The 11,658-nt window shown below is 50.1% G+C and carries 11 protein-coding genes and 1 pseudogene; 1 reads left to right on the top strand and 11 read right to left on the bottom strand.

The window, feature by feature from the left end; all coding sequences use genetic code 11:
* From NDA01_RS29695 to NDA01_RS29675, 5 genes are all read right to left on the bottom strand, one after another.
* The coding region (locus tag NDA01_RS29695; protein WP_348230857.1) for a DUF3854 domain-containing protein at positions 1–634 on the bottom strand (634 nt) is incomplete at its 3' end.
* A gap of 315 nt (positions 635–949) precedes the next feature.
* Positions 950–2,776, bottom strand: coding sequence for a helix-turn-helix domain-containing protein (locus NDA01_RS29690; protein ID WP_348230856.1), 1,827 nt, complete (start codon positions 2,774–2,776; stop codon positions 950–952).
* A 387-nt stretch (positions 2,777–3,163) separates the two neighbouring features.
* Positions 3,164–3,982, bottom strand: a complete 819-nt coding sequence (locus tag NDA01_RS29685) for an N-formylglutamate amidohydrolase (RefSeq protein ID WP_348230855.1) — start codon at positions 3,980–3,982, stop codon at positions 3,164–3,166.
* A gap of 560 nt (positions 3,983–4,542) precedes the next feature.
* Positions 4,543–4,911 (bottom strand): hypothetical protein, encoded by a 369-nt coding sequence (locus tag NDA01_RS29680; RefSeq protein ID WP_348230854.1) that lies wholly within the window; start codon positions 4,909–4,911, stop codon positions 4,543–4,545.
* Positions 4,912–4,974: 63 nt separating this feature from the next.
* Positions 4,975–7,701, bottom strand: a complete 2,727-nt coding sequence (locus tag NDA01_RS29675; protein ID WP_348230853.1) for a plasmid replication protein, CyRepA1 family — start codon at positions 7,699–7,701, stop codon at positions 4,975–4,977.
* A 40-nt stretch (positions 7,702–7,741) separates the two neighbouring features.
* On the opposite strand from NDA01_RS29675, the gene NDA01_RS29670 reads away from it, so the two are divergent.
* Positions 7,742–7,885: a hypothetical protein gene (locus tag NDA01_RS29670; RefSeq protein WP_348230852.1), complete on the top strand. Its 144-nt coding sequence runs from the start codon at positions 7,742–7,744 to the stop codon at positions 7,883–7,885.
* Between the two features lie 456 nt (positions 7,886–8,341).
* On the opposite strand, the gene NDA01_RS29665 is transcribed toward NDA01_RS29670, so the two are convergent.
* The 6 genes and pseudogenes from NDA01_RS29665 to NDA01_RS29640 form a co-directional block, all read right to left on the bottom strand.
* Entirely contained in the window at positions 8,342–9,175 is an 834-nt protein-coding gene (locus tag NDA01_RS29665) for a hypothetical protein (RefSeq protein WP_348230851.1), read from the bottom strand.
* A complete protein-coding gene (locus NDA01_RS29660; protein ID WP_348230850.1) occupies positions 9,175–9,435 on the bottom strand; it encodes a hypothetical protein in 261 nt (86 codons plus the stop codon). Before NDA01_RS29660 ends, NDA01_RS29665 begins: the two co-directional genes overlap by 1 nt.
* A 125-nt stretch (positions 9,436–9,560) precedes the next feature.
* The gene (locus tag NDA01_RS29655; RefSeq protein ID WP_348230849.1) at positions 9,561–9,761 is read right to left on the bottom strand and encodes a hypothetical protein; all 201 of its coding nucleotides are present in this window, start codon (positions 9,759–9,761) and stop codon (positions 9,561–9,563) included.
* Between the two features lie 96 nt (positions 9,762–9,857).
* Positions 9,858–10,346, bottom strand: coding sequence for a hypothetical protein (locus NDA01_RS29650; protein ID WP_348230848.1), 489 nt, complete (start codon positions 10,344–10,346; stop codon positions 9,858–9,860).
* A complete protein-coding gene (locus NDA01_RS29645; RefSeq protein WP_348230847.1) occupies positions 10,336–10,905 on the bottom strand; it encodes a GNAT family N-acetyltransferase in 570 nt (189 codons plus the stop codon). Before NDA01_RS29645 ends, NDA01_RS29650 begins: the two co-directional genes overlap by 11 nt.
* Positions 10,906–11,449: 544 nt before the next feature.
* Positions 11,450–11,658: pseudogene (locus NDA01_RS29640) on the bottom strand (NF041680 family putative transposase); the annotation flags it as partial.

Here is an 11,658-nt window from a genome sequence, read left to right as displayed (position 1 = left end):
GCGACTGAGGGTTTCTGCGGTAGCCGTTAAAGATACCGGGCAGGGCGATCGCGGCGTATCCCTGCGTCAGTAAACAACCTGCTTTCTTCTCGCCTTCGGTGAGGATGACGGGAACGTTGTTCTCCCAGACCCAGTGCCAGAAACCGAGAGGGCGATCTTCGGGGGCGATCGCCAGGTTATAGCGCTGAGCGACTTGGTTCCAGATATGGGGCGGGACATCCAGCAGGACTAGGCGGCTAGAGCCAGGACCCAGGCTGGGGCTGAGGTACTTGGCAGGCTTGCCTTTGGCGCGATCCAGGACCGGGGTAGCAGCATCCGGCTTGAAACGGCCCCAGTCCATTCGTTGCCAGCAGTTGAGCGGGTCAACTCCACTGACCCACCAACCGCGCAGGTGGGAGCGAGTTTTCTGCCCGAAACGGGTAATGTTCCAGTTCAGTCGCTCGGCGATCGGGAAAAGACTATCGGCGTAACTGCTGGTAGTCGTGTCGGTGAGGGTTTCAACGTTGAGTGCAATAATGCCGAGGTCAACGCCACTCTCTTCCCATTCCTGAACATGGTCTGCGGCGGCTCGGCAGAGCGGTGGGTTCAATGAAATGGGAATAGAAGCATGGATCAGGGCGAGAGAACCTGGCATTGGATCTTTTGCTCACTTTAGGGGCGAGATGCTGTGACCAGATTCTGCCAGAGATCATTCAGCGCGATGAAAAACCGGATCTATGTACTCTATATTGATCTAGCTTGTAATCAAAACTGAAAAGCTTACTACGCAAGGGTTTCAAAAAAAGATTATCCTGAGATCCTAGAGGAATTATCCTGAGATCCTAGAGATTTGATCCTAAGATTCTAGAGGTTTTGTAATCACGCTAAGCTCCTTATGCTGCAAGGGTTTGGGAGCGATTTTTTTAATTATTCTTTTGATTACAAGCACCGCAGCGTCTGAGGGCTGTAATCAACCCTCTATGTTGAGAACCAGACGCAAGCGCGCCTCCTGCTCCGAGTTAGGAGTCCGTTTGCCTTTTTCCCAATGGTTAATTAAGGACTGAGAGACGCCCATCCATCCTGCCAATTTCCTTTGGTTCCACTCCTTGGCCTCCCGTGCCTGGCGGATTTGAGCACCACTCAGGGAGGGAGCGGGCCTTGATTGAGGTGGGATGCGTTTGAGTTCAGTTTTAGCACCAATCAGTTCGGGGATCGGGGCTTTAGGCTTGATCGTGATTCCAGCAGCCAATAAGGTTTCTAGATAGCCTTTAGGGTTCCGGCCTTTGTGCCCAGGCCGAATCAGTTCTGAGTAGGACTCATCAAACTCAATCGACCAATCTAACTGCATTAACAGCAACAGGGCTTTATCCCAACGCTTCTTCAAATCGAAAGCTCTACGGGAATCTTTTCGAGCATTCTCAATCAGCGCTTTTGGCAGAATGGTTTCCAGCAGTAAACCCACCTGATACTTGCCGCTGGGATGAATGCGGCTGTCCATTGTGAGATGGATGGCCATCCGGAGCGCCAGTTCATCATGGTAGGGGTCAATTTTAAGAACTTCTTGAGCAATGTAACCAAATTGGTAGAGTGCCTCTTTGAGCTTGCTTCCTGCTTTGTTGAGAAAGCGCTCAAAGATCATGCCAGGTTGAACTCCCAAGTAAATTTCTTCGGGCTGTGAGATTTTGCCGTCTACATCGAGTTGTCCGTGAGGGTCGATGACCACCGTCCACATCCTGCCAGTGGGAGTGCTGGCATCGAGTCTGCCTTGCTTGCTCCGTCCCTCAATCCATACCGTCCGGACTAACAAGCAGTCCAGAACAAAGGCGGCTTTGGCAATTTCATTGAGCTTGACGTGCATGGGTAGATCGGTCCGCTTGTCCCAGCCCAGTTCCTTGAGAATCGCTGTACCTTTCAAGACAAACCCGCTTTTCCAAGGTTCAGCCTGGTTCATGGTGTGAGCTGCAAACAGCAGATGCAACTTCACGGTGGTGAACCCGAATTTGTCAATAATCTGTTCAGCCTGTTCCCAGGGCAGGACCTCCACATCACCTGGGCTGCTAATGTAATGCTCGACGTAATTATTGGGGTTCCCCTTAGCTCGATGCTGGAAATATCCCAGCCCATTTTGATCTTGCTGCCAAAGGTCTTTCCGTAGCTGAGCGTAAATACTGCTAACCATTGCCACTGCCGTCGGGATCGTGGTGAATGATTCCGTCTGAAAGACTGAGGATTCAATTTTGGAGTACGTTGAATCAGTCGTCCTCTTCACTTCTAATTCTTCAAAGACCTTTGTCACGTTAGTACTCAGGGCTTCTAGGGATTCAAAAGACTCGCTGAAGCGTTCGGCGGCTTTTCTTAAGATAGTGGCTTTGGCGATGGCTTCCTCTGGTGTCAGTTGTCGAATCACTTGGAGGGTTAAGCCAAATTCAGCGTTGGAGACTCTTCGCCAAACCGTTCTATCGACCTGGGACTGGCCAAACTTCAGGAAGTAGGCAGGATGAAAAAACTTGGGAAGTTCGCCGTGAGAGCATTTGCGGTAGAGGGAGTCAGCTCCGACCTCGTAATAAAGCGTTCCCGATGGAGGAGTTGTTTCTGAAGAACCCTCGAAGGTAAAGACTTCTGGCCTTTGAGCGATCGCCTCTAAAACTTCGGCTAAATCCAGCAGTTGCAGTGTGGTTAAGCGAATCGCTGTTTTCTCTAAATCCCGATCCGTCTCGAGCCCAATCAGGTTTTCCCCGATTTGGTTTAATCGTTCAACGACAAAGGACCTCAGTTGAGCGCGTTCAATCAGTTCCATGCGCTAATCATCTGCATCGCAGTATCTCTACAGTTTTTCCCATCCTTTGAGCAGCGGTCGTTGGGATTATTCTACTGTTTTGAAACCCAGTTTTTAGCAATTGAGCGCTCAAGCACGATTCAACCGAGCTGAAGGCACAGGTTCAAAGCACTTCATCGATGTTTCAAGTCAGCGCAATAGCGATCGCGCTGTTTTGATCCTCCAGCGCTGCGAGCAACTTAAATCCCCTATAGCCCCTAGGGTAGCAACCCTGGGAGCCAATACACACAACCTCTAAGAACCTTATAAAGCAAAGCTTTCAGAAAAGTTTTGCAATTAGCGGGCGAGCGAAACCTCGTATCCACGTCAGTCTGCCAAGATTTGCAACGAAGATTACCGGATTAGGTTTCATGCGGAGGAGCTTGATCGGAAATGGTGAGATTCAGCAGCCATCAGCGCCTTAGCAATTTGCTCGAAGATTGCCTTCAGCTTGGGTTTCGCGCGATCGAACTCGGGTACCTGCCAATCCGGTACAGAAGAATGCCCCAGTTGATTGGTATCCAGGTAAACCGGATAGCGAACTTCAATTTGTAACGCCTCAACCTGCGGCATCTGACCGTAGTGCCGCGTGATGTACCCACCGCTAAACACTTTATTGCGGACGACTTGATAACCTTGCGAGCAGAAGGCAGTCTCAACAATTGAGATGAAGGGTTCACAACAGGTGCTGTTATTTCCATTGCCCAAGCAGATTTCATCCTCGATCAACCCCAGGAAACTGTGTAAATCTAGCAGATACACCTGGCCGAATTGCTCAATCTGTTCGTTTAGCAAGCTTTGAAGCTGTTGGTGATAGGGCCGATAGTATTGCTCAACTCGCTGCTCAATCTCTTCTTGGGATGGCAAGGTTTGATAGAGTGACGTGTTAAACGCGGTCTTTTCGGCAATGACCGATTGCCAGAAGTTGCCGAAGAGGGGTTCTTTCAGCGATCGATTAAGGTCAACCACATAACGGCTATAGAGGGTTTGCAGTATGGTAATTCCCAGACTGGGTAGAAAATCATAGAGTTTGTCGAGATGCCAATCTTGATTGGGTAAATACTGCTGGTAGGGAGTTTCTAGACTGTCAGCCATGTCCTTCGGTATCAGCAAGCCACTGTGAGGCAGACTGGCGATGACAGGAATAGCTTGAGTGGTTGGCAAATGAAGCAGAAAAGGGGTTGGCATTGCTGGCTTAGTAAGTGGACTCATCCCTGGATCGTCTCATAGGAAACACCCAGGACCCCTGATGGGTAATGAAAGCCGCCGTTGTTATAGCAGTCGTTCATCAGCTTTTTTGTTCTCATTCCCATTCAGTTGATTGGCGTCAGCCCGATCCCCGCTCCGGGAGTAACAGGAGAACTAGAATAAGGAATCCAGGCGGAAAACAGATGATAAACCTGGCTGAAGACGGGCTTGCTTATGGCTACTAAGCTGCATCCAAGGCTCTAAGCTTGCTGCCGCATTCCCCTAACTCCTCGTGCTGTAATCTTGTCCTAGCGGGTAAGAGATGAATGTCCACTAGGACAAAATTGGATAAACTCTTGGATGAGCGAGGGGATGAAAGGACGTGCTCAAAATCCTGCGATCGCCCATTGAGCTACCTGAAAAAATCAAAAAGCTCATCATTGTGGACATTTCAGCAAACCCGACGTGTTGCTTGCGGTGGTGGAGCGATCGCACGTTCACAAGTTCTCCACAGCACGTTACCCATTGGCCCAGTTTGTCATATTGATAGGAGGCGACGTTTATGCCACTAATCCTAAATGTTTCAGGACGGCCTCCGGTACAAGTTTTAAAACCTCTGACAGCATAGCCGGATCATCCTGTGCCGTCGCTACCATCCCCTGTACATCAGTTAAACAATCCGGTGTAAACCAGGCATCCAGAGAATCTGAGGGAGTAAGCAGGAAAGAATCTCCTTTATTATTACGGTCACTGTTTACCGTATCAAGAAGATACACTTCAGCGAATCTTGCGGCATCTCGGGCTAGCCAAGCTGCAAAAACTGCCTCTCGACCATCTTCATGCCCCACGACTTGATAGACTCGCGTCTGCCTCCCTCGGGGGCCGGGTTGCCCGATCATTTCCAGGTGCAACCCCAACTTCTTTAGCATCTGGCGGGCTACTGTGACGGGAGAAGCGTTGGGATTGATTTTGAGGCCAAACAGCGCTTTGGTCTACCATTCGTTCGCGGTTAGCCGCTCCCTTAGTTGAATCAAATCCTTATCCAAGTTGCGAAGCTCTCGTCCTGGTCGTAATAACTCTAGAATGCCCAGTCGCTCCATTCCAACAATTTGCTGGATCAGCAAAGACCCCTTCAAGTCAGGTAACCACACCGTGCCATTGCCACTGGCGATCGCGTTTTGCCAGACGCGACTGTCTCGCTCCTCCAAATACTGGCGACCGAGGGATAAGTAGTAGTGTAGGCGAATCTGGGGCAGCCAACCATTGTCATCCTTGTCAACCAAGTCCGCCGTCACCTCAATGCCATAGCGCTGATGGAGTTGATGCTTGCGAAGTTTGAAGCGTTCCGCGTCGGTCTTCGCCCGTTGCTGCTCCAATACGGCTGCTTCGGCATCGGTGACCGTCTCTGCCTGCTCCACGCTTAGGCACTCTTCCCGGTGCCCTGCCGTGGCCTCTTGCTTCATGGCATCTCTTTCCTGTTGAAGTTGATCTGAATCAGCTTCTGCTTCTGAGATCACGCAGAGGAGGGTATGTCCTTCCTCCTGAAGTCCTTGCAAGACGGTGTCTCGATACTTCAGCATTCCTGCATTGATGCGACAGGCCATCCTTGCCCAGGTACGTTCATAGACTGGATCAACCGGGGTAGCAATGTCATCAAAATCAGCGTTCATCAGTAGTTTCAGAGCAATGCGGACTGCTTTTTGCTGGTTCTTGAATAAGCTGCTGGGGTGAATCGCCCCGTTGCCGATTCTCGAGGAGGCACAGCGAGCGATCCACACATGACGGTCTACCAGTTCTCGGAGGCGTGCTAGGGTTTGGCGCACTGAATCGGTCGCTCCGACTCCCTGGAAGCAACCCCAAACGCTATCAAAGTGTCCAACCAGGTCGATAGAGACTCCCGTCTCAATCGAGGGCGAAGCAATCACAATGTTGTACGCTCGCAGCACTTCATTGAGTTTAGAGATGCAACCATAAGCTGCATGTTGGGGATTGCTGATGGTCTCACTATCAATTCTGAGGATGCGCTTCTCAGGAAATAGACGACGCAGGTTGCGTTCGACATTGCGAGTGCCCCAGGTAGACTGAGGCTTTTGAGCACTGAGTTGGACAAGAACGGCTTTGGAGGTGGTTTGCAAATGCGCTTTCAAGCGGCTGTACCAAAGTGCTGGGGTGGTTTGGTCGTAGTGGTAAATCTTAGCGCCTTGTTCTGGCTTCCAGTCATTTCGCACAATCCAAGGAGTTAGCTCTGGCTGTCCCGTTAATCCCTTGACCAAATCAATGGAGAGGTCCGTGAGGTCAGCATCGGATAGGATCACCCGCCCTTTACCAGTGGGATGCAGGGCATTGAGCAACAATTGCTTCAATTTCCGCAGCACTGCGATTCGATGACGCTTCACTTCTGTGGCCGCGTTGAGTGTGTGCCAGATGACTTGCTCCGCCTCATCCAGAATCACGAGGGGGTCTTTCCAGTACTCCGCTTGGAATTTTGCTTGTGATTGCGGATGTAAGGAATCGACACAGACCCCGTACCCGAGTAAAGACCCGGTCTGGGAATCGCGGATTTCCGTAACATAGTTGATGCCAAAGCGATCGCAGAGGGCTTGACCGAGTTGAATGCGGTGGGTGAGAATCAAGACCCGCTGCCCCCGCTCGATCGCCGCTTGAACTAGAGCGATCATCGCTTCCGTCTTACCAGTACCTTTTGGTGCTTTGAGGCAGATGAGTCTGGCTGAGTCTGGAATTGACAACGCTCCAAGATAGCGCTGGTTGACAATGACCTGGGCTCGATAGGTCAATGAGCGGTAGGTGTGGACCAGCCACTGCTCTAGGCTCAAGGCTTGCTCGTAAACTCGATCCCAAGCAGCTCGTCCCTGGTTTACCACCAAGTCATCCACGCCTTTGCCTTGCGCTAGGTCCCATTGGGCGATCGCGACCGTGCCCCCTGTTTTCGCCAGCAGTCCCGCCAAAGCGGATAGTGCTCTTGTGACCTTTTGCCGAGTCTGCTCCTTCACGTCTTGGTCAAAGGCGAGAATGTGTCGCCTGCCGCTTTGGCAGAAGCGCTGGACATCGGGAATCAGATAGGGCAGGACAGCATTGCCCAAGGCATCTTTACTGCGATGCCCGCCATAAACGCCAAAGAGGGCGATCGCCACATAACCATCGCTAAGCAGGCACAGCGCTTTCTTGCCACCTTCGGTCCAAATAATGGGAATTTCTGGATGCTCCTCTAGCCAACGCCAAAAGCTTTCACCTGCGGGAGGGCAGTCACAACCATAACGGGCGGCAATTTTACGGCGAGTCGTCTGGTCAATGACTGGCAGATAAGCACGGCTCCCGCCCTGGTAGACGCTTTCGTATTTGCGGAATTGTTTTTTAGTGGCATCCCAGTTCGGGCAAGCTAATTTCGCTTGCCAGCAGCTCCCGTCCTCATTGAAGAAGAGGGCTCCATACTGCTGAGCATTAGCTTCTTGGCGGAAGCGCCGGAACTGCCAGTTGAGGGCGTCGTGAAGAGGCGTTTCCACCTCTCCTCCTGGCAGTTGCTTCAGGTCTGGCTCGACGGCGATCGTCGCTTCAAACAGTTCAGGATCAATGCCCGATCCTTGGCAGAACTCTTGTTCAATCTTTTCTCTAAACGCTTCTAGCGATCGGGGGGCCTGGCATATAGCAGGCGGTAGCGATCGAGCCTTGCGGTCAAAACCTAAAATCCGAGAACCCTTCATTGCCCACCCCCTTGGCTTTGGGAGAGAGCCGTGAACCGGATTGAAGCAACACCCCATCTCTTGGGGGCAGAGCCAAGATGAACAGCCAGAACAGGAATGCCAGGGAGTTTTTGGTATTTCAGGCAAGTCCCATCAGAAGTTGGAACGGTTGCTGGGTTCGCTGTTTCTGGCTCAGGCTGAATAGCAACTTGATGGATAACATACGATGCAATCCACTGGGCTTCAGGTTGGGGAGACTGGGATTGCTTTGAAAGGGATTTTGGATTGGATGGGAGCTGGGACTGTCGCAGCTCCTCAGAAGTTCTAAATAGTGGAAGTTGTGGCACTTGGAAATTCCTTTGACTTGTGGGGGATCAAAGGAACCAGAGTCACCGCGATTCTCAATCGAACGGAACAACCACACCCTTGTCAGGAGGTTGCTTCGTCAAATCTTCAAAGATCGCTGAAAGTTGCGTCATATAAGCAATCCAGTGATATCCTGATGCAATCCCATATAAGATGGGTTAGGATTGAAGACGAGGGCATGAAAGCCCTTCCGATTGAACGTCGGGTTTTGCTGGGTGGCAAAATTAATTCCCTGGTTCCGTTATCGAACTCCCTCTGTCGATGCACGACGTTGGGGGTTTTGATTTTTAAGGCTTTAAGCTGCTTGTTCCTGTGATTGACGGTGAGCGAGGTACGCCCGAATAAATTCAATCACTTGGGTTTGGTGAATTACATAACAAGCTCCTCCTTCTCTGGGGATGAATAAAAACTTTTTACCACCAAGAGTAGTGTACAGATGTTCTTGGTGAGTGGCTAATTTTGTCTGACCCCAAATCACGAGCACCTTAGCCATTGGCTTACGCACGCCTTTGGAACTGCCAAAAAAGTCACGTCTATTCTTCTTCAGCCAATAAGCTTGTTCCGATAGGTCAGTGAGGGGATCAGGCTTCAGTTTGTTCAATCCTTTTCGCTCTCGCTTGTAGTAGAGCATTCCTCTTGATTCGTTGTAAATGATGGTGGCGTCTCCAAACGAGCGGATCGCCAATAGTAAAAACTCTTTACCCGGAAAGCGAATCATCAAATCGATCGGTTGTTCTCTGCCGGGAACCTTTTGCAGTGGCAGAGTTTCAACCTGCTGACTTTCAAACTCTTCCAGGATGGCCGTAATCAGCTTAATCAAGCGGGCAACTTTTTCCAGCCGGACCATTGGTTTCCACGCTAAGAGCAAACCCAGTAAGCTAATGGAGAACGTGGTCAGGCCTGTCAGGATAGAGCCAAAGCCAATGGAAGTAATGATGGATGTCAGCTCGTCCTTTTCCAGCTCCAACTTCTGTAGAATTTCACGATTATCAATGGGGGTCACATAGTCAGCGACCTCTTTTTCTTGAAGCTTTTCTTGGAGAGTTTCCAGCTCTTTTAGAACGGTCCAGTTATCAATGGTTTCAGGGTAGTCCTTGCTGGGTGTTTGTAGGATTGGCGTTGTTGACATTAACTCTGACTCCTCCCGTCTGAGCAAACCTGACTTTGTCCAACCTCTCGGAAGGTTTCCCACTCATTGGGAGCAAAATGATCCTCAATAGCTTGATCTAAAACTTGCTCCAACAACTTAGAAATGCGGTAGTGTAACACAGTTGGACGATTAATTGGATGCAATTCTCCCCACACCAGTTCATACCGCTCCTCGGTCTGAACACAGATGTCGATATATTCCTCAAAGCTCACTCTCAGTCTAACTGCTGCTTGTGTCATAGCGATTTCCTATACCGTTGCTACAACCGGGGTGCATTCTAAGTTGGTGACTAATCAAAATTGTCCTTTCAAGACTAATTCAAAATCAGTTACAAACCTTGAGCGTTCACTTGGATTGAGTTCAGTTACATAGGGATAGGCAGAAAAAAACGTTCACTGTACCACTCAAACAATTGCTGAACTTGGATTAGAAACATGCCATGACTTGCGTTTGAATTACGCCGCAGGGGAAGCGATGCGATCGCGCAGCGACTGCCTTTCGCATCGACGGCAACCTCAGCTTCCATGACAACACTGTTGATTTTTAAGTCGTTTTCGAGGCCCAAGGACTTTAAGTACCTCTCTTCTCTTTCCCCCTTTTCCCCCCTTTTCCCCCTCGCGAGTCGAGTGGTTGTCATATGAGTAACAGGACTCTTCAATGATTAATTTGACAGTACCTGCTGGCCAATAATCTGCTGTAGAAGGCGGGCTTGAATTGAAGTCATGGCTGCTTGGGCAATTTCGTGCCAATCGGACTCGGTGAGTAGGGAGCACAGCATTTGGTGAAGTTGAGATCGCAGTGGTTTCTCAGCAGAGTTCGCTTCCGCTTCGGCAAGCAGGGCTTCAAAGAATTCCTGTTGTTCTAGGCTGAGTTGAGATAGACGAGCTTGGATGAATTGTCGCCCTTGGACTAAAGCAGCCTCGGTGCCCGATCCTAAGTCTGCCCGCTCCAGAAGGTGACGCAGTTCACCAAAGAGAATTGATAATAGCTTCACCCGCTTGAGCTGAGTTTGTAGTTGAGTAGGCTCAATGGCAAGAGGACGGAAAGTTTGAACGCCAATCTGAAGATCCTGCTCACATGCCTCTTCCATTTGAACGGCTGTTTGAAGCCAGTCTCGGTCGTAAGTAAAAGTTTCCCAGTCAAATGGCATCGTCGTTTTCTCCGAAGTGACGTGGGTTTAAGACTCCGTACTCAAAATAGACCATCTCTCGCTCAGCATCGTACCCGAAATTCAACATGTTCCGCGACTCATAGAATGCCTCTGAGTCTGGTAAGGCATGTAACCCCAGTCTACCTTGATAGCCTAAATCTAGACTTCGCTTGCGGGCAAATTGCAGCAGGATGGTGCCGACACCTCTTAGCCAAGGATTAGAGTTAATCAACCGTCGATTCCAGGGGGCCGATGCCAGTGCTTCCACATACACGAGTGGTTGCCCAATCGTCCATTGCGATCGATGCTGTCGAGTTTCAAGCCATAAAAGCCCCTGTTTTAGCTCGTCTTGTTCAATGGCGTAAGCCTCATAGCGGTCATCTGAGAGCGCTAGCCGCTTTTTTCGAGCCCAGTCCCAAAAGGTATCCCCAGCCCTTAGAGTTTCTAGCATCGCCTGCCAAATATTGTTGAAATCACTCAGATGGCAAGGAGCCATGTCGCACAAGCGCGCCTCTACCCATTGACTATTGCCTTGAAGTAACTGGATTTTTTGCTCCATAGGTTTTACGGTGACTTAACTTCAAGTATCCGATTCAAAGTTGGAAATTTGGCGTTGCAAAATAGCAGTCATATTCGATGCAATACCCAGAATGCCAATCCACTGAGATCTGTAGAAACGGCGTCAAGCAAGTGGGTCAGCTTCTCCCCGCTGCTTATGATTCTGACACCATTCCTTAGGTAGGAGAACTCGTTGGCGCAGCCTGCCGAAGGCATAGAACTTGAGACCTTAGCGAGAGCTAAAAGACAAAGTCTGGCTCTGAACAGCAGTAGACCACTTCAGTTGTGGGATTTTAGGATAGGTATTAGGCAACCATAGTGCCGAGACCTTTTCCCCTTTATGGGCGCTCGTGGCCTTAGGGGGTAACAATTGCAATAGCAATACCAGCAGATTCACAAGCAGGTAATAGCGAGGACTGAGGCACTGTTGAAGATGAGCTTGATAGAATGGAGGCAGTATTTTCACTGGAGTTTAGACTAAGCAGAAATCAGCCCAGCCTGAATTTCAATGCTGAGCAAGGATTGAGGAATGGAGTGCTAAACGTTTAGACAGAAATCTGAACTTGTTTTTTGCGTTTCGAGTACCGTTTTTTGACAATCGGAGCGCGAACCCCAGGGGTGCGAGGTTGTCCTTTGGTCCAACCTGGAGATTTTCCTCGTAGTTTCGGAACTTGGGCAGGAGTACCAAGTTGGATAAAAAGAACACTCATAGATCGAGCAACTCGCCCCGGTGTCAGGAGAGGCTGCGGTTTCT

This window comes from Trichocoleus desertorum AS-A10 (genome assembly GCF_039962155.1).
In the GTDB taxonomy this organism is placed as follows: Bacteria; Cyanobacteriota; Cyanobacteriia; order FACHB-46; family FACHB-46; genus Trichocoleus.
Note: the sequence above shows the minus strand (reverse complement) of the source record. Positions and strands in the feature narration are given on the sequence as shown.

Coding starts and splice junctions, on each gene's coding strand:
- NDA01_RS29690 (WP_348230856.1), bottom strand. CDS start 2,776: ATGGAACTGATTGAACGCGCTCAACTGAGGTCCTTTGTCGTTGAACGA.
- NDA01_RS29645 (WP_348230847.1), bottom strand. CDS start 10,905: ATGGAGCAAAAAATCCAGTTACTTCAAGGCAATAGTCAATGGGTAGAG.
- NDA01_RS29675 (WP_348230853.1), bottom strand. CDS start 7,701: ATGAAGGGTTCTCGGATTTTAGGTTTTGACCGCAAGGCTCGATCGCTA.
- NDA01_RS29685 (WP_348230855.1), bottom strand. CDS start 3,982: ATGCCAACCCCTTTTCTGCTTCATTTGCCAACCACTCAAGCTATTCCT.
- NDA01_RS29650 (WP_348230848.1), bottom strand. CDS start 10,346: ATGCCATTTGACTGGGAAACTTTTACTTACGACCGAGACTGGCTTCAA.
- NDA01_RS29680 (WP_348230854.1), bottom strand. CDS start 4,911: ATGCTAAAGAAGTTGGGGTTGCACCTGGAAATGATCGGGCAACCCGGC.
- NDA01_RS29660 (WP_348230850.1), bottom strand. CDS start 9,435: ATGACACAAGCAGCAGTTAGACTGAGAGTGAGCTTTGAGGAATATATC.
- NDA01_RS29665 (WP_348230851.1), bottom strand. CDS start 9,175: ATGTCAACAACGCCAATCCTACAAACACCCAGCAAGGACTACCCTGAA.